General features: G+C 54.8%; 21 protein-coding genes. 7 read left to right on the forward strand and 14 right to left on the reverse strand.

The annotated features are described in order from the left end of the window. Nucleotides 1-13 precede the first annotated feature (13 nt). A complete protein-coding gene (locus JFL75_RS19560) occupies nucleotides 14-886 on the reverse strand; it encodes a transketolase (RefSeq protein ID WP_215628356.1) in 873 nt (290 codons plus the stop codon). A 155-nt stretch (nucleotides 887-1,041) separates the two neighbouring features. Here JFL75_RS19560 and JFL75_RS19565 point away from each other — a divergent pair, with 155 nt between their 5' ends. Beyond that, nucleotides 1,042-1,848, forward strand: a complete 807-nt coding sequence (locus JFL75_RS19565; RefSeq protein ID WP_215628357.1) for a DeoR/GlpR family DNA-binding transcription regulator — start codon at nucleotides 1,042-1,044, stop codon at nucleotides 1,846-1,848. A gap of 29 nt (nucleotides 1,849-1,877) precedes the next feature. Continuing rightward, complete coding sequence (deoC, locus tag JFL75_RS19570) at nucleotides 1,878-2,543, forward strand: deoxyribose-phosphate aldolase (protein ID WP_215628358.1); 666 nt, start codon at nucleotides 1,878-1,880, stop codon at nucleotides 2,541-2,543. Between the two features lie 40 nt (nucleotides 2,544-2,583). Here deoC and JFL75_RS19575 read toward each other — a convergent pair whose 3' ends face one another. The 5 genes from JFL75_RS19575 to JFL75_RS19595 form a co-directional block, all read right to left on the reverse strand. Continuing rightward, the gene (locus tag JFL75_RS19575) at nucleotides 2,584-3,102 is read right to left on the reverse strand and encodes an Hsp20/alpha crystallin family protein (protein ID WP_215628359.1); all 519 of its coding nucleotides are present in this window, start codon (nucleotides 3,100-3,102) and stop codon (nucleotides 2,584-2,586) included. A gap of 480 nt (nucleotides 3,103-3,582) precedes the next feature. Beyond that, on the reverse strand, nucleotides 3,583-4,026 hold the full coding sequence (locus JFL75_RS19580) for a SoxR reducing system RseC family protein (RefSeq protein WP_215628360.1): 444 nt from the start codon (nucleotides 4,024-4,026) through the stop codon (nucleotides 3,583-3,585). Beyond that, complete coding sequence (locus JFL75_RS19585; RefSeq protein WP_215628361.1) at nucleotides 3,995-4,816, reverse strand: TIGR00282 family metallophosphoesterase; 822 nt, start codon at nucleotides 4,814-4,816, stop codon at nucleotides 3,995-3,997. Before JFL75_RS19585 ends, JFL75_RS19580 begins: the two co-directional genes overlap by 32 nt. A gap of 19 nt (nucleotides 4,817-4,835) precedes the next feature. After that, entirely contained in the window at nucleotides 4,836-5,390 is a 555-nt protein-coding gene (locus tag JFL75_RS19590; protein ID WP_223292710.1) for a tetratricopeptide repeat protein, read from the reverse strand. A gap of 79 nt (nucleotides 5,391-5,469) precedes the next feature. Beyond that, nucleotides 5,470-5,853 (reverse strand): hypothetical protein, encoded by a 384-nt coding sequence (locus tag JFL75_RS19595; RefSeq protein ID WP_215628362.1) that lies wholly within the window; start codon nucleotides 5,851-5,853, stop codon nucleotides 5,470-5,472. Nucleotides 5,854-6,055: 202 nt separating this feature from the next. Here JFL75_RS19595 and JFL75_RS19600 point away from each other — a divergent pair, with 202 nt between their 5' ends. Beyond that, nucleotides 6,056-6,250 carry a DUF6485 family protein gene (locus tag JFL75_RS19600; protein WP_215628363.1) on the forward strand — a complete coding sequence of 65 codons (195 nt, stop codon included), beginning with the start codon at nucleotides 6,056-6,058 and terminating at the stop codon, nucleotides 6,248-6,250. A gap of 61 nt (nucleotides 6,251-6,311) precedes the next feature. Then, nucleotides 6,312-7,817 carry a hypothetical protein gene (locus tag JFL75_RS19605; protein ID WP_215628364.1) on the forward strand — a complete coding sequence of 502 codons (1,506 nt, stop codon included), beginning with the start codon at nucleotides 6,312-6,314 and terminating at the stop codon, nucleotides 7,815-7,817. A gap of 15 nt (nucleotides 7,818-7,832) precedes the next feature. On the opposite strand, the gene JFL75_RS19610 is transcribed toward JFL75_RS19605, so the two are convergent. From JFL75_RS19610 to JFL75_RS19640, 7 genes are all read right to left on the reverse strand, one after another. After that, on the reverse strand, nucleotides 7,833-8,477 hold the full coding sequence (locus JFL75_RS19610; RefSeq protein WP_215628365.1) for an SGNH/GDSL hydrolase family protein: 645 nt from the start codon (nucleotides 8,475-8,477) through the stop codon (nucleotides 7,833-7,835). An 18-nt stretch (nucleotides 8,478-8,495) separates the two neighbouring features. Beyond that, the gene (locus JFL75_RS19615; RefSeq protein ID WP_215628366.1) at nucleotides 8,496-9,248 is read right to left on the reverse strand and encodes an endonuclease III domain-containing protein; all 753 of its coding nucleotides are present in this window, start codon (nucleotides 9,246-9,248) and stop codon (nucleotides 8,496-8,498) included. A 3-nt stretch (nucleotides 9,249-9,251) separates the two neighbouring features. After that, on the reverse strand, nucleotides 9,252-9,728 hold the full coding sequence (ispF, locus tag JFL75_RS19620; protein ID WP_215628367.1) for a 2-C-methyl-D-erythritol 2,4-cyclodiphosphate synthase: 477 nt from the start codon (nucleotides 9,726-9,728) through the stop codon (nucleotides 9,252-9,254). Then, nucleotides 9,725-10,411 carry an IspD/TarI family cytidylyltransferase gene (locus JFL75_RS19625; protein WP_251106208.1) on the reverse strand — a complete coding sequence of 229 codons (687 nt, stop codon included), beginning with the start codon at nucleotides 10,409-10,411 and terminating at the stop codon, nucleotides 9,725-9,727. Before JFL75_RS19625 ends, ispF begins: the two co-directional genes overlap by 4 nt. Before the next feature lie 62 nt (nucleotides 10,412-10,473). Then, on the reverse strand, nucleotides 10,474-10,974 hold the full coding sequence (locus JFL75_RS19630) for a CarD family transcriptional regulator (RefSeq protein ID WP_215628369.1): 501 nt from the start codon (nucleotides 10,972-10,974) through the stop codon (nucleotides 10,474-10,476). A gap of 146 nt (nucleotides 10,975-11,120) precedes the next feature. Then, on the reverse strand, nucleotides 11,121-12,866 hold the full coding sequence (locus JFL75_RS19635) for a peptide ABC transporter substrate-binding protein (protein WP_223292711.1): 1,746 nt from the start codon (nucleotides 12,864-12,866) through the stop codon (nucleotides 11,121-11,123). Nucleotides 12,867-12,919: 53 nt separating this feature from the next. Beyond that, the gene (locus JFL75_RS19640; protein ID WP_215628370.1) at nucleotides 12,920-14,329 is read right to left on the reverse strand and encodes a TP0584 family protein; all 1,410 of its coding nucleotides are present in this window, start codon (nucleotides 14,327-14,329) and stop codon (nucleotides 12,920-12,922) included. A 65-nt stretch (nucleotides 14,330-14,394) separates the two neighbouring features. Between JFL75_RS19640 and JFL75_RS19645 the strand changes: the two genes are divergently transcribed. From JFL75_RS19645 to JFL75_RS19655, 3 genes are all read left to right on the forward strand, one after another. After that, complete coding sequence (locus JFL75_RS19645) at nucleotides 14,395-15,195, forward strand: hypothetical protein (RefSeq protein ID WP_215628371.1); 801 nt, start codon at nucleotides 14,395-14,397, stop codon at nucleotides 15,193-15,195. Between the two features lie 99 nt (nucleotides 15,196-15,294). After that, nucleotides 15,295-16,479 carry a DUF8086 family protein gene (locus JFL75_RS19650; RefSeq protein WP_215628372.1) on the forward strand — a complete coding sequence of 395 codons (1,185 nt, stop codon included), beginning with the start codon at nucleotides 15,295-15,297 and terminating at the stop codon, nucleotides 16,477-16,479. A 48-nt stretch (nucleotides 16,480-16,527) separates the two neighbouring features. Further along, nucleotides 16,528-17,211 carry a hypothetical protein gene (locus JFL75_RS19655; protein WP_215628373.1) on the forward strand — a complete coding sequence of 228 codons (684 nt, stop codon included), beginning with the start codon at nucleotides 16,528-16,530 and terminating at the stop codon, nucleotides 17,209-17,211. A 21-nt stretch (nucleotides 17,212-17,232) separates the two neighbouring features. On the opposite strand, the gene JFL75_RS19660 is transcribed toward JFL75_RS19655, so the two are convergent. Continuing rightward, the gene (locus JFL75_RS19660) at nucleotides 17,233-17,460 is read right to left on the reverse strand and encodes a glutaredoxin family protein (protein WP_215628374.1); all 228 of its coding nucleotides are present in this window, start codon (nucleotides 17,458-17,460) and stop codon (nucleotides 17,233-17,235) included. Nucleotides 17,461-17,508: the final 48 nt, after the last annotated feature.

The following is a 17,508-nucleotide window of genomic DNA, read 5'->3' on the forward strand; positions in this document are numbered from 1 at the left end:
TAAAATTATTTGACTATAAATTGCCCTGCCGGGCGGCGGCGGTTTCTTTTTCCAGATTCCGGATCACCGTTCCAATCTCGTTCTCCGCTTCCGTGAGCTGTTCCGGGGATATGGTGATGTGATGAACATTGGGCTTGCCCTCGGTGAGGCTCCATCCTTTTCCCTTAACGGTATCCAGGATGATCATGGAGGGCTTGTCTTTTACCGCCTGGGCGGAAACCACCGCGTCATAGACCGCTTCCACATCGTGGCCCGGAATTGTCCGGGAGTCCCACCCGAAGTCCATGAATTTCCGCTCCAGGTCACCCAGGCCGCAGATACCGTCGGTGTATCCGTCGAGCTGCTGGTGGTTCCAGTCAACGAAACCGATAAGGTTGCCCAGCCCCCGCTGAGCCGCGAACAGCGCCGCTTCCCAGACCTGGCCTTCGTCGCATTCGCCGTCGCCCAGTATCAGGTAGGTAAACCGCTGTATATCCCGGAGCCTCATCCCAAGGGCAATTCCCGCCGCCAGGGACGAACCCTGCCCCAGGGACCCGGTGCTTATGTCCACACCCGGAGTTTTATGCATATTGCTGTGGCTGGGCAGATTGCCGCCGTTGGCGTTCAGGGTTTTCAGCATTTCCAGGGGGAAGAATCCTTCCAGGGCCAGGACCGCGTACAGCACCGGGCCGCAGTGGCCTTTGGACAGCACCAGCCGGTCCCGGTCCTCCATCTGGGGGTTTGCGGAATCGTAATGCATCACTTTTCCGTAGAGGACTGCCATGGCCTCCGCCAGGGAAAGCACTCCTCCGGCGTGGCCGGACCCGTAGGAGGCCATACTGATAATGCTCTGGAGCCGTATTTTCGCGGCAAGCAGGTCGAGTTCTTTTTTCTCGTATATGGTCATGCTGGTTCCTTATTCATTGTTACTTTCTGTTGTTTGTTGTTTTTATTGTTGTTAGTTGTTATTTTATACGAGTATTCTGAATTGTCAATCGAAATTTTGTGTTGTTTGTTGTTTTTTATTCTTGATTATTTTTGAATTAATGGTAGGATACATATATGGCCAGTGAAAAAGAAAAGCCCGCGGTGTTCGCGGAGGAGCGGAAACAGCAGATCCTGGAAATTATCAGGAAAAACCAGAAAATCGTCGTTCCCGAGCTGTGCAGCTACTTCGGGGTTTCCGCGTCAACCATCCGCAACGATCTCAGGGACCTTACGGAAGCGAAACTCATAACCAGGACCCACGGCGGCGCTATTTCAAACTCAAAGGTCAGCCTTGAACCCCTGCCCGAAACCAAGGAATGCCACATGCACCGGCAGAAGGCGGCCATTGCCCGGCAGGCCGCCGCGATGGTGGACGACGGGGACATCATCGCCCTCTGCACCGGAACCACCACCATGGAACTGGCAAAGCATCTTACGGAAAAGAAAAAACTGACCATTGTCCTGAACGATATCAGGATCGCCGCGTTTCTGGAGGAACATACCGATTTTACCCTGTTCATGCTCGGCGGAATCATCCGGCGGGGATTTCATTACGTAAATACCAGCGGGAATCCCCTGCCCAGGATCAGTATCGATAAAGCGTTTTTTTCCTGCAACGGGCTGAGCGCCGCCATGGGGGCCACGCTTCCTGATTACAATCTGGCGGTAAACACCGCCGAAATTATCGGCCTCGCGTCCGAAGCGGTGCTCCTCTGTGACAGCAGTAAAATCGGAACCCTTGCCTTTGCCCAGATCGCCCCCCTGGAGAAGATCGGCACTATAATAATAGACAGTGACGCCGATCCCGGGGATGTCCGGGAACTGGGCAGCTGTGAAGGCTGCCAGATCATCATTGCTCCGGTACCGCCGCCGGTTCTGTAGCGGCTTATTCTATATTTAGAGAGGATTGTATGACAGACCAGGAAATTCTGAGCCACATTGACCACACCCTGCTTAAGGCCTTTGCTCCGTGGGAGGATATTAAAAAGCTCTGTGAGGAGGGTATCCGGTACAAGACCGCTTCGGTCTGTATTCCGCCGTGCTACGTCGAGCGGATCCGCGAAACCTTCGGTAAACAGATTCCCATCTGTACGGTTATCGGATTCCCGCTGGGTTACAACGTTACCCCGGCAAAGGTGATCGAAACGGAGATGGCCATTACCATGGGCGCCGCGGAAATTGACATGGTAATCAACATCACGGATGTCAAAAACGGCCGTTTCGACGCAGTGGAGCAGGAAATCAGGGCTGTCAAAAAAGCCGCCGGGAACCATATTCTCAAGGTTATTATCGAAGCCTGCTATCTCACGGATGAAGAAAAGGTAAAGATGTGCGAGATCATCACCCGGGCCGGGGCGGATTACATCAAAACATCCACCGGATTCGGCACCGGCGGGGCCACCATGGAGGATATTCTTCTTTTTAAGAAGCACATCGGCCCCAATGTAAAAATGAAAGCCGCCGGGGGCGTCAAAACCAAGGACGACCTGATTGCCTTCCTCGAGGCCGGCTGCGACCGTATCGGCACAAGTTCGGCGGTCTCGCTCCTGGCCGGCTCCGGAGCCGCTGGCTATTAAATAAAAAAAGCCGGATCTCATGATCCGGCTTTTTCAGTTTCTACTGTTCTTCCTTAACGATTTCGATCCTGATGCCTTCATTCTGGTCGGGCTCGTCCTTGGGCGGCACCGTTACCCTGAGAATCCCGTTCTTATACACCGCTTTGACGTTTTCCTGGGCGTATTTGTCCAGGGGGACAAAGTATTTCTGTTTTTCAATATCCTTTAATTTGAGCCGCCTCTTGAAGTAACGGATATTGTCGTCGGCCGGGTGTTCTTCACTGATTTTTGCCGAAAAAACCATGTAATCTCCCTGGAAAGAGAGACTGATGTCCTTTTCGTCAAACCCCGCCAGGGCAAACTCGAAAACCATGCTCCTGTCGCCGGTCATAAACACGTTCATGGGCGGATAGGAATAATTGGGATAATAATCCACATTTTCTTCAAACGGTCCCCGGTTGTTGGGGTCCTGACCGAACTGACTGAAATTCCGCTGGAATTCATCACTGAAATTCTGGGCTGCTTCAAAAATTTCGTCAAAAATCGTTCCCAGGTCAATATACCCTTTGCTGCCTTTCATATTAGGCTCCTTTGTTCCGGCCGTGCGGCCCGGTAATTTTGAACCCTCCTATGGAGCGGTTCCATGACAGGACAGATACATCCTATCACTGTATTTATAATATACTGGCTTACGGCAAATGAGACAAGCAATAAGGGGGAGCACAGAGCTGTAAATGCAGCAAGCACACAGGTATACCCATCCCTTCGGGGCCTGGCGCATAAAAAGGGAATTGGCTCCTCATCGGCCTGCGGCCTCGAAAGTCGCTAAATTCCCTTTTTATGCACCACCCGGCGTTTCCATTATGGCCGTATGCTTGCTGCCTTTACTTGCGGGGAGAAATTCTTTCCGGCGGGCTGCTCCCCCTGGCTTCAAACCTTCGGTTTTCCGCCACCCCCACTTCGGGTTCCTGGGATCAAATAACCTACCGTTAGGTATATTGGTCCGGCAGGACCCCCGGACCGGGTACTCACCAGACTTCTGTGCCGGGCGGCTTAAGAGCTAATGAATGGCGCAATGGCGGATAGACACCGCGTCTGATTCGTCCAGGATACGGGTTATCCGGGGCATGGCGGCGGGGATGAGGTGTTTTCGGATCAAATACACGATAAAGGATACAAGGAACATGCCCAGTACGCCGGCGGCGGCCCGGGCGCCGTCCCCGCTGCCGGGAACCAGCAGGCCGGTCAGCATAAACGCCGCGATAAAACCCAGCGCGGGGGGAAGTATGGCCGCCGCCGCCTGGAAGATGCTTGAACGGGCTGGGGTTTCTGTTTCCACCACCTGTCCCGCCGCAAGGGGGAGGTTATAACTATTCTCCGCGGTAAAGACCCGCTGATTTGATTTGCATTCCTGGTTCATACAGCCGAAGCAGCTTCCGATTTCTCCGCCCTTAATGGTAACGGCGGAACCTTCAATCCTGCTGATCCTGCCTATCTCCGTCATGGTCCGCCTCCGGAACGGCCAGCTGTACCGGTTCGATGGACCGGGCTTTTCCTTTGCCGTCAAGTTCGATAAATACTCCCTGCAGCTGCGGGGAGTCCCAGGCTTCCCGGGTCCAGTCCGGTACACCGCTCAGGTATTCTGCGATACGTACCTGGCTGTCGGATCCTCCCACGGAACTGATACTGCCGGTTCTTCCCGCGTCGGAAATGACCGCCGTTCCCCCGGGAAGGACCGCCGCGTCCGCGGTCTGTACCCTGGTATGGGAACCGATTACCGCGGAACACCGGCCGTCCGCCGCCCTGAAGAGGGTCTGTTTTTCGGCGGTGGCGGACGCGTGAAAATCAATGATAACAAAGGGTGTTTCCTGACTGAGTCGTTCCAGAAGCGACGGCAGCCGGGAAAAGGGATTTTCCCCATGGACACGGTTGAACCCGTTCTGGCCGAGGAGAACCGCTACGGCTATTTTCCTGTCCCCGGCTTTGAAAATCCGGGATCCGAATCCCGGAGCCGCGGGAACCAGATTTTCCGGCCGCAGGACATAGGGCAGCCGGTCGAGGTTCTGGACCAGGTCCTTTTTATAAAAACAGCATTCCCCGGTGGTAATGGTGTCTACCCCGAGTTTCCGGATATATCCCGCGTGGTTGCGGCCCAGGCCGTGGCCGCCGGTGGCGCCGTCGGCGCAGGCGATGGTGTAATCCACGGCGTAGCGCTTTTTGAGCTCCGGCAGCCCTTTTTTTAGGGCGTAAATTCCCGCTTTTCCGACAAGTTCTGCGATGTATAATATGTTCACGGTACGCTCCGGGACAGGACTAATGGAATCCCGTGGGTATGCTGGTAAAACCGTCATGCCCTTTCAGTTCCGAAAGCCGCCGCTCAAATTCCGCCGCCGCCCGGTAATCTTCCAGTTCCCGGCAGGCATCCCGCAGGTTGATCAAAGCGTCGGTATACAGGGGCACCAGGCTGACGGCCTGTTCAAAACAGTACCGGGCTTCTTCGTAGCTTCCTTCCACAAAATAGAGAACCCCGAGGTTGTTCCACGCGCTGGGATTTTCGTCGTTGCGTTCCAGGGCCGCCTGGTAGCATTCTTCCGCGGCGTCAAACTGCTCCATTTCATAGTAAATCAGCCCCATGGAAAGCCACGCGTCCGCCAGGGTTTCATCAATTAAGATCGCCTGGTTGAAACTGACCATGGCTTCGCTGTAATCGCCCGTCCGCTGCTGGGCAATACCGAGGTTAAGCCAGAGCAGGGGATTTCCGGGTTCCAGGATAAGGGCTTTGCGGAACAGTGGTATCGCATCATTCGGTCTGTTTGCTTCGGTCAACGTAATCCCTGAATTGTTCAATGTCGCTGCTGTTTCCATCATACCCCTCCTTAATTAAGTATACGCATTTACCAGGAACAGGGCCAGTAAAAAGGCAGCGCCGGTTATTGATTTCCCGTATTCAGCCCCGATGCTCTCCGATGCCGAGGCGGCTTAAAAAACCCTGCACGGCTATGTAATTGCTGTCCCTGTGGTAGGCTCCGTTCCGGTAATACCGTACATAGGGAATTTCCCGGTTATTGTAGGTATTCTCCTTAAAAGCCATGAATTCATCGAACCACGGTTCCTTATCGTATTCGATATAGTAAATAGCCGCTCCCCGGGGGTCGGCTTCCGCCGCTTCTGCCTCGGCTTCGCCGAGGTAGGACCGCATAGCCGTCCATTGGGGGCACCAGCTCTGGGTCAGGATAATCGCCGCCATGGGGGCCGCCTCCAGGAGTTCCCGGGGAAAATCCCCGTTTTCCATGGCGGACCTGCATTCGGCTTCGGTCAGTTTTCGTATCATGATTTTAATGATACAATAAATAAACACTTTATGTTATATTTAATTACATACAATTTGAATTTTAAGCTAATTTCGAAACTCGGTTAGTTTTCAAATTAGCTGTACAGAAAGTGTGATGAACACGCTTTCTGTACGACATTCAAGGAAGTGATTTCAAAATATGGTATTTTGAAATCACCCCTTTTACCCGGGAGTTTGGCCTATGCCTGATTGCAAGATCGGAGAAAACAAAAAACACTGCAACTGCACCTATCCCTGTACACGGAAGGGCCTGTGCTGTGACTGTGTCGCCTACCACCGGCGCTCCGGGGAAATTCCGGCGTGTTATTTCGGGCCGGAGGGGGAAAAGAGCTACGACCGTTCCGTGGAGAATTATCTTAAAACAAAAGGGCGGTAATATTCCGCCCCCGGTTGAATGATCCGCCGGATGTGATATATTTAAATTAAAGAAGAAACCTGTGAGAGAATTAAACGAGTATACCGAGTCAACTTCAGAATATGAACTGTTTTCCCATATATACGACAGGATCCTGGGAAAGGAAATAACCACCTTTTCGGCTCTTAAGGAATATATGGCTCCTATTCTCAAGGATAAACGGACCCATCCCGTGGTTATGCGCGGGTTTGAGCTGATAAAATGCCTCAACTGGGGGTTCTTTTCGGGGATTTCCAAGGAAACCCACCGGAAAATCTGGCGGGAACTGGTTATTCCCGATCAGCATTTCCCCGACGCGGGCAATCTCAAGCGGACTATTTCCATCTCGAACCTGTACGTTGCCATGCTCGACATCCATGGGTATACGAAATTCTGCCAGGATTCCCGGAAAAACCTTTCCATGCTCCATACCCTGGATAAAACCATAAACAACGAAATCAGGAAGATTTCCACCCAGTGTTCCGCGGTGAGCCAGCGGGAGCGGGGGGACGAAATCGTTCTGGTGTCGGCGTCCGCCACGGATGCCATCACCGCGGCCCTGAGTATCATCGATTACTTTGCCATGACCAATGTGGTCAATGATCCGGCTATTTCGACCCAGCGCACCGGAGACGCGGAAATTCTCCCGGTATTCAAGATTTCAGCGGGTATCGCCGGCGGCAATACCTCCATCCCGCTGATCGTCACCGAAGCGGGAAATCTGTCGGGATTCCTCCTCAATACCGCCGCGCGGCTCCAGGCCCGGGCCAATGAGCTGTCCCCCAAGGAATCCCGGGTGATGATCACCAAGCAGGTGTATATCAACTACGCCAAGGAAAATTCCGTAACCAAGAGTCCCATCTGCCGGAGCAACGCGGTGTACTTCTTCGATACCGGGCTTATTGAGTTCAAAGGGGTTATGCTCCCCACCTGCGAAGTGGTGTTTAAGAAGGAAGAACGGTACAAAGAGAAATTCAGCGAGGAAATGAACAAGCTGTATACTTCCATCCGGGAATCTCTCTGGGAACAGAAGGTGTACCTGGATCTCATGGACGTAATCGCCAAAACCGCGGCGGTGATGCCCCAGTTCAAGGTGGTTCCGAAAAAACCCATCAACGGTATCGCGCTGTTCACCAACGATTCGGTAATGCAGCTGTGCAGGATCGCCATAAAGGCGTACCTCCAGGATGAGGACTACCCCTACGCGGTGGAGCTTCTCCGGGAGTTTATCGCTATCATGGAAGAGATTCCGGGGTTTGACCGGCTTATCCTGGATTATACCGGGGGTATCGCCGAAAAATACGAAATGCTTCTCAAGAACTACGAGGCGGCTATCGATAAGCAGGTGGATGAAAAAATCACCACTATTTTTACGGGAAATCACCTTAAAACGTATTATGCCGCCAAAAACGGGGTGGCGATTTACGAGAAGATGCGGACCATTGCCCGGAAGAGCCCCGGAATAGCCAAGAAAAAGGTCCTCTGGTATACCCTGATCAAGCAGAACAAGGACCGGATGACCCTGACGATCTATTCCGGTAAAAAATAAACCCGCTGCCGGCTGTTACAGGTTTTTGCTGACCAGATCCGCCACCGCCGCGGCGAGTTTCCGGTGATCCTCCGGATCCAGGTGGATACCGTCGGCCTCACTGGAGACAATAATCTTCCCCGCGTCCAGAAAAAGCGCCCCGCATTCCCCGGCCATGGGACCGTACCATTGGGACAGTTCCGCGGACAGCCGGTTGCTGTCCCCGAAGATATGGCCCAGCGCGGACGACCGGGCGGTGGGAGGCGGGCAGATCATGAGAACCTTCGGGCTTTCCCCGCCGGGTCCGGTCCGGGAATCCCGGATAATCTCCGCCATGCGCTGGGCGCTCCGGGCAATGTCCCATGCCGTAGGATTGAACCGGGGTTTCAGGTCGTTGGTGCCCAGCATGAACACCACCATGTCGATGGGCCGGTGGCTGTTGAGTATGGGCAGAAGCTGTTCCAGTCCGTTCCTGCCGCCTTCAACCGGGTCGTCCCGGCTCACGGTTCTGCCTCCCAGGCCTTCTTCGACAATCCAGTACGCCGGGTCGTCCTCCGGAGCGCCCTGATTGAGCAGCTGTTTTAAAACCATGGGCCACCGGGTTTTGTGGTCGTACCGGCCTCCGGTGCGGGGGTCGTGGCCCCAGGTATTGGAATCTCCGTAACACAGTATGGTTTTCATTGCTATTCTCCTTGGATTTTACCGCGACTTTCCGACGTTATTTTTTATGCAGCGGCTGCTGATAACGCATAACGAACAGAAAGGACTTACCGGCCGGCAAATCTGCTGTCCGTACAGCACCAGCAGGGCATTGATCCGCTTCCAGTATTCCCGGGGAAGGATATTCCGGAGGACCTGTTCCGTGATGTCCGGCGCGCCGGTGGACACCCATCCGGTCCTGTTGCTTATCCTGTGGACGTGGATATCCACACAGATAGCGTCCATGTCAAAGGCTTCCGTCAGGACCAGGTTGGCGGTTTTCCGGCCGACCCCGGGCAGGGCCAGCAGGGCGTCCATGTTAGCGGGAACCGCGCCGTTGTATTCCGCGATCAGGATGGCGGCGATTTTTCTGAGGCTCGCCGCTTTGGTCCGGTAAAAACCCGCGGGATAACAGAGTTTTTCCGTTTCCTCCTCCGTGAGGGCAAGAATTTTTTCCGGCGAAGGCGCTTTGCCGAGAAGGGCTTTGGACGTTTCCAGGGTAACCGCGTCTTTGGTACGGAGGCTCAGGATGGTGGAAACCAGCACCGCCCAGGGATCCCGGCGGTATTTTTCCGCCAGGGCGGTTACCGACGGATCCAGTTCCGTCGGATTATAATCCGCCTGATCCGTGTCCGAGCCGCCGGCTGTCCGCGCCGCGAGAAAATCCCAGCGCCAGGCTTCCAGGTCGGAAAAAATAGCTTTCCAGTCCGGGGCAGCCCCGGTATTTCCCGGTTTTTTTTCCTTTCGCGGCATGGCTCAATCCTTTTCCAGGAGACATACCGCCAGGGCTTCCACGGCGGCGCCTTCTCCCACGGGACCCAGGCCTTCATTGGTTTTTCCCTTGACAAAAACCGCCGCGGGGTCGGCTTCCAGAACCGCCGCCAGGGACGCGCGGATAGCCTCACGGTGGGGCAGGATTTTCGGTTTCTCGCAGCTTACCACACAGTCCAGGTTTACCATACGCCAGCCCAGGGCTGTGACCCTGGCATAGGCTGTCCGGAGCAGTTCCATGGAATCCGCGTCCTTCCAGGTATCATCCGACGGGGGGAACATTTCCCCGATATCCCCCAGTCCCGCGGCGCCAAGGAGGGCGTCCGTGACGGCGTGGGCCAGAACATCCCCGTCGGAATGGCCCAGCTCCCCGGATTCCGCGGGCAGTTCGGCCCCGCCGAGGAGGAACCGGCGGCCCGGCGCCAGCCTGTGGAGATCCCGTCCCAAGCCGATCCGTATCATAGCTGCTCCTTTTCGGGCAGATCCTGCGGAAAGGTAATCTTCCGATTGCCGCTTTCCCCGGGAATGCTTGCCACTTTGCCGATAAACTCTCCCCATACTTCGGCGTCGTCGGTATATTCGATACCTTCGGAGATCTCCCGTTCAGCGGCGCCTTCATGGGCGCGGAGAATATCCGGAAAGGCAAAACCCTGGGGCGTTTGGGCGGTTCCCATGGAAGACCGTTTGGGATGGCGGATAACGAAACCCGCGCTGTCGGTTTCCTTGGGTGTTTCGATGAGGGGGACCAGGGGCACCACCGCCCGGTACTGTATGACGGTCTCCATGGTCCGGCAGATCAGGTCCCGGCTGACCCAGGGGCGCGCGCCGTCGTGGATCAGAACGTGGCTTACCGGATACGCCGCGAGGAGGGAAAGGGCGTGGTGCACCGATTCCCGCCGGGAGAGTCCTCCGGGTACAAACAGCAGTTTCGGAGATGAGTTCTGGGCTGTCAGATGCGGTGGGAGGGCTTTCCGGGCGGCAAATTCACCCTGTTCCGGGTCCGGAGGAACGGTAATAACAATATAGGAGATCCCGGGAACGGAAGCGAACGCGGTAACCGCCGCTCCGAGGACTGTGAGAGGATTCCCCGGAGAACCGCCGGCGGCGTCATTCAAACAGCGGTATTCCTTTTTGACTCCCCCCATTCGGCTGGAGGCTCCCGCGGCGCAGATTATTGCCGCAAAAATAGGATCCACCGCGGAACCGGTTATTTCGATTCCAGCCGGGTAAAGATCATGGTTTCGACTTCTTCCTTTGGTTTTTTGAGGGAGAAGGAAATCTCATCTTCCAGCAGCTTCAGCGCGGAGTCATACAGTTTCCGTTCCAGGATGGGGAGTTCCTTGACCTTGCTGCGGTGGTACAGGGACCGGACTATGGTGGCAATGTCCATGACGCTCCCTTTTTTGAGCAGGTCCAGATTCATCTGGTACCGCAGTTTCCAGTCCGAAGGAATCGGTTCGTAATCTTCACTGATCAGTTCCAGAGCCCGGAGGGCTTCGTCCTTGGGAACAATTGCCCTGATTCCCAGCTCAACCGCCTTGTCCACTGGCACCATAATGGTCATGTCCGATACTTCGAGGTAAATCACATAGTAAGGAATTTTTTCGCTTTTGAAATCCTTTTCCTGAATCGAAAGGATTACCCCCACTCCCTGGCTGGGATACACTACTTTTTGATCAACCTGAAAGGCTTTGGTCGCTTTGCTCATAAAGTAATATTATAGCACATAAAAAGGTAAATGTGAATGGGGCGGGGGAGCAGAAAGTCTTTCAATCCGGAAAGCACCCGGGGATACGGTGCCGCAGGCCGACAGGGAGCCATACCCTCAGGACTCAGACAGGACCCCCGTATCCGTTATCCCCATGCTTCTTTGTTGTTCTCCGGTAAAGCGGGCGCCCTGAGGGCCACCCCCGGCAGGGGTTTGAATGCCTTAAACGAGAAATATTTGAAGGGATGAATGTCCAAGGCATTGGGAAACCAGCCGTCCAGTTCATCCATATCGATAATATTCAGGGCAGGGCTGTACGAGACGGGGAGCACCGTTCCCCGGTCCAGAAGCAGTTCCTCCGCTTCCGCCAGGGTCTTCCACCGGGCTTCTCCGTCCTCATACATGGATTTATCCATCAGCGCTTCGTAATCATCGTCACTGAAGCGGGCGTCATTGAGGTTTGAATCCCTCCGCCACATCTGGAGGAATGTATAGGGATCCGCGAAGTCGCCGATCCAGGTGGAAAATCCCACTTCGTAATCGTTCTGTTTAAGGGTCTGGAAATACAGCGCGTAGGGAACAACTTCGACCTTTACCGGAATCCCGAGTTTTTCCTTCCAGGTGGTAGCCATAAGTCCCGCCACCCGGGACGCTTCCATGGACGGGGTGATCCGTATGACCAGTTCGGGCAGTCCGTTCCCGCCGGGATAACCCGCTTCCTCCAGGAGGTTTTTAGCCTCGTCAATTTCCGGGCCGGTTACACCCTTGATTTCCGGGTATCCCGGTATGGGATAGATAAGGGTCTGGGCGGGAAGGTAGTGGCTTTCCCTGATTTCTTCCCAGGGAAGGGAAATGGAAAGGGCCTTCCGCAGCCGGCGGTCGCCCCAGGGTTCCCGGGCGGACCGGATATAATAATAATGGGTGGCGAACATGGCGTTCACAATGATTCCGCTGCGGTCGCTCAGGGCTTCGATATTCACATCCCCGGAAATCCACCGGGCTTCCCCGGTGTTCCACAGGGACGCCGCCTCATCGGCGTCGTCGGAGAACCGTATGATGATCTGTTTAAGGCTCACCCGGGGAGCGTCCCAGTACAGTTCGTTCCGGGCGAGGACGAGTTTGTCTTCATCCTGATCGACAATGTAAAACGGGCCGTTGGACACCGGCGGCTTGGCGGACCAGTCCTCGGAGGTCACCATGGTGGGGTGTATGGGGCTGAAGGAATGGTGGCACAGCATGCTGGGGAAAAAGGATGCCGGCGAATTGAGCCGCACCACCAGGGTACGGTGGTCCTTTGCTTCTATGCCAACTTCCGAGGCTTCTACCCGTCCCAGACGGTAATCCCGGGCGCCTTCAATGACATCGAAGAGGGAGGAGTAGGGTGAATCCTTTGCCGGGTCCAGCAGGGAGATCCAGGCGGAACGGAAGTGGTCCGCCATAACCATGTCGCCGTTCCAGTACTGGGCGTTTTCACGGATGGTGAAGGTCCAGACTTTTTTGTCCTCCGACAGCTCCCAGTCCGCCGCCAGGGCCGGCACCGGTTCCATGGTAAAGGGATGGTAGGAAAAAAGTCCTTCATACAGGGCGGTAAACAGCTGGGCTTCGCTGGCCAGATAGGATTTTCGGAAATCCAGTTCCACTTCGTTCTTAGAGAAAACAACGGTTAATTCTTCCCGGTTCCGTACTTCCGGCCGGGTTTCCGCGGAGGGCGGCCCTTCCTCGGGAATACCGTCACCAGGGCGGGGTAATTCCGTGCCGTCATCGGGTATCGGCTCTTCCCGGGGCGTACTGGTACATCCCGCCAGCAGGGCAAAGCCCATGAACAAAACAAAGATGGTACCGCATATTCTGTTACCGATGGTCAGGCTTCTGCCCGGTGCTGATTGTTTCAATTGATACTCCTCGTGCAGGCACAAACCGGACTGCCCTGTATACCGGACCTGTGTTATGTGGTAAGGCCCAGCCGCCGGAGCTGCTCTTCCTCTTCTTTCTGGGAAGTGTATTCGTGGCGTTTTTGGTTTGCGCTGATAATTGCGTTCTTTATAGTAGAGAGTTCAGGTTTTATTCCCTTTACTTTATCCCGGATTTCCGGATCCGCAGAAGCTTTGAAGTAATCGTCCAGGGCGGAGAGGGTCCGGTGCATGTTCTGTACTTCCTTGACAGACCGGTCGAGGAGGGCCAGCAGCTGTTCATCTTCCATGGATTCGAACCGGCTCGTATTGCCGCTGCGGATGCTGAAGTTCCCCAGGGTCCGTACTTTTTTTTCCAGGTCCTGGCGGAGATTGTAGTAGTTTACCCGCTCCTTGGTAGTGGTACCCCGTACCGGGTCGATGAACTGCAGATCGTATATAATCGGTTCCGGTTCCTTGTTCATCATCTGCTGCATAAGGCGTTTCACCTTGTCCCAGAAGCTGTTCTTCATGCTTTCCATGAGTTCGTTGTTTTCGTCTATTTTCAGCAGAATATCCGCCACAGTGTTGGAGGTAGTACCCAGGGACCGCAGTCCGTCGATGAGGAACAGCTTAAAGGAAACCTGCTTCTTCTGGATCTTGGGTTTGCTGTCCGGGATGGCGAGATTTTTCAGAACCTCGTCCCGCAATGCTTTACCGTTTGACGAGTAATCTTCTTTGAAAATTTCTTCTATAATATCGGGATAGTACGGTTTGCCCCCCAGGGCCGCGGTATATTTCTTTTTTATCTGGGAAATGATGTCGTTTTTTCTGGCCATGGCATGGGCGGGATCGATATTCAGGGTGTTGAGAATCTTGATCCGGATTTCGTATTTCAGGTTTTCCCGGTGGTAATCGGCGATTTCCTTAAGGAGCCGGATGATGCTGGTGGTCGATTTATCAAGGTCCTGGAGGGAATCGTTTACCAGCGTCCATGAAAACTGATCCACCCCGGGTTTTACGGAATCGATGATCTCCGAAAGGGCCCGGGTATTGGCGTTGGCGGAACTGTTGGTGAACCGCGTCCAGTCGATGTATTTGACCAGCCCCAGGATGCGTTTGATCCTGTCCATGGTGAGGAATTCAGCGGAAAATTGGTAGAAATTAACGAGAAAGTCCAGCTGGTTGTCGTAATTTGAAAGGCGGATACTCAGCTCTTCGACTTTTTTTGATTCGCTCATATCCTCGGCGGAGGGAATTTCAATTTCCCCTATTTTAGCCTCATGTTTGTAGGGGTCTTCCTGGAGAAAGGCTTTTTTGAGCAGAATCTGGTAGATGCTTGAAAATGCAGAATGAAAAGTCCGGAATTCTTCCTTCAGACGGGACAATTCAGTCTTTTCCAGCCAATCGTGCCGGGCCGCCAAAGCCTGGCTCAGGGCATCCTGATACGCGCGTAAATCATCCATTCCGATAATAGTATGATGCAAATTCACAATTAAAGCAATCTATGGTCCCGCTGCATACCATTAATATGGAAATATACCGCGTTTTTTGTGGTTTCCCGGCACGATTCCGGTCAGCGGGTTTTTTCTTTCTCCTGTGCTGTGCCATACTGGCCCTCTGCGGCTGCGGGGAGCCGCTGCTGTCCGATTCGTTCCGCCTGGAGCTGCCGGTCCTGCCGGTGGAATGGACGGAAATCCTCGGCAGGCCCCGGTGGCGGATTGAATGGATCGGCCGGGACGGTACGTGGCGGCAGGAAGAAACGGATTTCCCGGAGAATCTCCGGATCGGAGTTATGGCGGAATGGGCCAGCCCTGTCGCCGCTTATCCATATTGGCCGGAGGCAGGGCTTAATCCCGGGGATTTTTACCCCGCCGGCGCCCTGTTTCCCTTTGACCGGGAGGGCGGCGCCATTGTTCTGACCTGGGACGGCGGCGTCCCGGCGGTTTTCTACCGGGAACTTGCCCGGCTGGATCCGGATACCCGGAAACCCGAGTATTTCGACTGGCCCCGGTTCCGTGAGGTCCTGGCTTCGCCGGAAACAACCCTCAGAACCGATCCCTGGCTTGCGGACTGGCGGCTCATAGCGGAAAAAACCGTACAAAGCGGATTCGACCGGAGGCGTATTGTATCCCGGTACCGCGGTTCCACTACGGCCTTTCCCCCGGACGAAGGCCCCTGGGCCTGTCCGTCGCCGTTTGCTCCGGAAATGACGGCCCTCGAAGAGGGCGGGCTGGAACTTCCCACCGCGGCGGGAATCGATACCTATGTTTCTTACCGGGGGATCATACGCTGTTCGGAAGGCGTCTGGGCCTGGTTTCCCCGGCCGTAGATCCCGGAAGCACGAAACGCGGGGATCGTATACTGCGGTTATCCTGGCTGATTCCATGAGCCCCCTTGTGGCAGACTGCCTGTTTTTATAGACTGGATAATGATGGATAAGCAGAAGGTCTTGTTTTTCGCGGTGGCCGGGGCAGTTCTCCTGGCAATAATAGGCATTTTTATTTCCTATCCCCGCCTGTCCCCGGCGCCGCCGGAACCTGATGGGATTTCCGCGTCCTCGGCGGTGCTTATTCCTGAGATATTCATTGTCTCCGGGGAGGTTCCCCTCTGGTTTGAACTTGCCCCCGGCGGTCCCCGGCGGATCGATTCCCCGGAGAATGCGGCTCTGGTTGATTTTTCTCCCTGGCCCCTTTCCCGCCATATAACTTCCATGGACGCCGCGGAAAACAGGCTGGTGATGGCGTCAAACCGGAGCGGCTTTCTTGTGAGTGTTCCCTGGTCCGAAGACCGGATTGCTCTGTTCCGCATAGCCGACGAGAATTACTGGTCTGATTATACTGTGGCATCGGTTTTCTCACTCCGCGGCCGCTCCTGCATCCTCCTGTATCGGGACGATTTTTTTACCGAACCCGGTCAGAAACTCCCGGATCCGCGGGCTTTCTACCTTTCCCGGGAAAGTCCTGCGCCTGTGGCGGTTGATATAGGGGCATTCGCGGACCAGCCGCCGGATGAGGGCTGGGATATAGAAAGTCTCCAGCGGGGAAACGATGGTTTCTGGTATTACCGGGCCGTTCAGAAGGATAAGGCCCAGGGGATACGGTCCTATTACCGGACCGCGGATCTCGAAACCCCTGGGGAAGCCTGCTCCAGCGCGGCTTTTATCAATGCCCAGACTCCCCTGCATTGGCAGGACGCTCCGGGGCTTCTGCGGCCGGTTCTTGAGGCCGCCGCGGAAATGCTCGGCTCCGGGGCCGTTTCGGTCGCCGAAATTATTTCCCCGGATTGGGATGGAACACAATACTTTATTCTGGGAACGTCGGCGAATACCGGAGAACAGGAGTTTATCCAGACCTATGTATACCATAGCGCCGGCGGCAGTTTGGCCATCCTGCCTGACGGCCGGGGCCGGTATATCCGCGGGGATACATCCGGCGGCGGGTACCGGAGCGCGGCATTTTCCCTTCCCCTGCTGCCGGACAATTACGTATACACCGGTTTTGCTCTTTCGGGGCCGTCCCTCATCGCGGCCTGGGAGGAACAGCAGGGGCTTTCGGTGGGAGCCGCGGGATTTATGGTTATCAATGATCCGGGGGAAAAGCTTTTTGCGGAATAAGAAAACCGGGGCCGTGCAAAGCACGGCCGGCTGTGGTATAGTTTGGGTATGAGAAGAATAGCTGCGTTTTTTTCCGTTGTACTGCTGGGAATGGCGATTCCCCATCTTCCGGCGGTATCCGCGGCGGAAGGCTTTTTCGATAATTTGTCCTGGTCCCTCCAGGCTTCCATGCTCATAATTCCCGAAGACAACGGCCTCGAAGGGGATCCCTCGCCGATCCTCGGATCCATGGGCGGGGGTGTTTCCTATTCATTTTACGATTTTTTTGCTTTGGAAGTAACGCTGGATTTTTACGGTACCCATTACGGATTTCCCGATTCCGTTGACTGGCCCGTTCCGTACGCTATAGAAAACCGGTCGACCCTGGTTATCGGATCTATCTTAGGCGTACAGGCCGTTTACCGGGCGAATTTTACCGATAAAATCCGCCTCAGGGTCTATGGGGGACCTGCGGCGGATCTCCGGCTCTGTCTCATAGCCAGCGGGCTTGAAGGCGCGGACCGGGATGATGCGTCCAGTCAGACCGATAAAATTGTCTCATATTTTTGGGAAAAGGGGCGCTGGTTTTATCCTGTTGCCGGTGTGGGCATGGATTTTACCGTAACGGAAAAAATTCTCGCGGGGTTTGATCTCCGGGCATGGTTTCCGGTATACAAGCTGTGGACCGGCGAAGACCTTCCCGGGGTAGAAGGGTGGCGTTTCGCTGCGGGACTCCGGGTGACCTTCCGCTGATCATCCCGGATGTCCCCTCTTTCAGGGCAGCAGTTTATCCAGTTCAGGTTTGTTGAATCCCACCACAATTTTTCCGTTGATTTCGACCACCGGTACCCCCATCTGGCCGCTCTTATTGACCATTTCCTGGGCCTTTACCTGGTCTTTTCCCACATCATATTCAGTGAATGCCACCTGTTTTCCCCGCAGGTAATCCTTCACCATGGTGCAGTACGGACACGTCTGGGTTGAATATACGGTAACGTTCATAAAATCCTCCATATATATTCTTATATATATGTTACTCATTCCTGTTTT

The sequence above is a fragment of the Breznakiella homolactica genome (assembly GCF_016616095.2).
GTDB lineage: Bacteria > Spirochaetota > Spirochaetia > Treponematales > Breznakiellaceae > Breznakiella > Breznakiella homolactica.

Excerpts from the sequence above, each read along its gene's own strand:
- JFL75_RS19645 (WP_215628371.1), top strand. The coding sequence starts at position 14,395 with ATGGAAATATACCGCGTTTTTTGTGGTTTCCCGGCACGATTCCGGTCA.
- JFL75_RS19600 (WP_215628363.1), top strand. The coding sequence starts at position 6,056 with ATGCCTGATTGCAAGATCGGAGAAAACAAAAAACACTGCAACTGCACC.
- JFL75_RS19650 (WP_215628372.1), top strand. The coding sequence starts at position 15,295 with ATGATGGATAAGCAGAAGGTCTTGTTTTTCGCGGTGGCCGGGGCAGTT.
- JFL75_RS19630 (WP_215628369.1), bottom strand. The coding sequence starts at position 10,974 with ATGAGCAAAGCGACCAAAGCCTTTCAGGTTGATCAAAAAGTAGTGTAT.
- JFL75_RS19640 (WP_215628370.1), bottom strand. The coding sequence starts at position 14,329 with ATGGATGATTTACGCGCGTATCAGGATGCCCTGAGCCAGGCTTTGGCG.
- JFL75_RS19565 (WP_215628357.1), top strand. The coding sequence starts at position 1,042 with ATGGCCAGTGAAAAAGAAAAGCCCGCGGTGTTCGCGGAGGAGCGGAAA.
- JFL75_RS19610 (WP_215628365.1), bottom strand. The coding sequence starts at position 8,477 with ATGAAAACCATACTGTGTTACGGAGATTCCAATACCTGGGGCCACGAC.
- ispF (WP_215628367.1), bottom strand. The coding sequence starts at position 9,728 with ATGATACGGATCGGCTTGGGACGGGATCTCCACAGGCTGGCGCCGGGC.
- JFL75_RS19660 (WP_215628374.1), bottom strand. The coding sequence starts at position 17,460 with ATGAACGTTACCGTATATTCAACCCAGACGTGTCCGTACTGCACCATG.
- JFL75_RS19580 (WP_215628360.1), bottom strand. The coding sequence starts at position 4,026 with ATGACGGAGATAGGCAGGATCAGCAGGATTGAAGGTTCCGCCGTTACC.
- JFL75_RS19625 (WP_251106208.1), bottom strand. The coding sequence starts at position 10,411 with ATGGGGGGAGTCAAAAAGGAATACCGCTGTTTGAATGACGCCGCCGGC.
- JFL75_RS19655 (WP_215628373.1), top strand. The coding sequence starts at position 16,528 with ATGAGAAGAATAGCTGCGTTTTTTTCCGTTGTACTGCTGGGAATGGCG.
- JFL75_RS19615 (WP_215628366.1), bottom strand. The coding sequence starts at position 9,248 with ATGCCGCGAAAGGAAAAAAAACCGGGAAATACCGGGGCTGCCCCGGAC.
- deoC (WP_215628358.1), top strand. The coding sequence starts at position 1,878 with ATGACAGACCAGGAAATTCTGAGCCACATTGACCACACCCTGCTTAAG.
- JFL75_RS19560 (WP_215628356.1), bottom strand. The coding sequence starts at position 886 with ATGACCATATACGAGAAAAAAGAACTCGACCTGCTTGCCGCGAAAATA.
- JFL75_RS19595 (WP_215628362.1), bottom strand. The coding sequence starts at position 5,853 with ATGATACGAAAACTGACCGAAGCCGAATGCAGGTCCGCCATGGAAAAC.
- JFL75_RS19575 (WP_215628359.1), bottom strand. The coding sequence starts at position 3,102 with ATGAAAGGCAGCAAAGGGTATATTGACCTGGGAACGATTTTTGACGAA.
- JFL75_RS19590 (WP_223292710.1), bottom strand. The coding sequence starts at position 5,390 with ATGATGGAAACAGCAGCGACATTGAACAATTCAGGGATTACGTTGACC.